Genomic DNA, 232 nt, shown 5'->3' with positions numbered 1-232 from the left:
GGTCAAGCACAACGATTTGTAACCCGGCGGACGTTTTCAGCGACATACACTCTTGTTTGCCTTCATTTCGCACTGTGTCCTGAGCGATGCCTTCAATCTCACTGCCATCTGCCAGACACACTTTTACTGGCAACTTATACAAGCAGGCAATTTCGATATAGTCATATTGCTGACAAGAAATCATCTTCACCTCTCCTTCGCGGTATGTCAGGTTCGCGAAACATCACAATTA

The 232-nt window shown here is 45.7% G+C and carries 1 protein-coding gene; it reads right to left on the bottom strand.

Annotated features, from left to right (window positions below; translation table 11 throughout):
* A partial coding sequence (locus ACYP03_RS28220) for a Rho-binding antiterminator (protein WP_459782967.1) occupies positions 1 to 184 on the bottom strand: 184 nt, incomplete at its 3' end.
* Between the last annotated feature and the right edge of the window lie 48 nt (positions 185 to 232).

The sequence above is a fragment of the Photobacterium sp. R1 genome (genome assembly GCF_054600795.1).
This window is presented reverse-complemented; position numbering and strand designations above follow the sequence as displayed.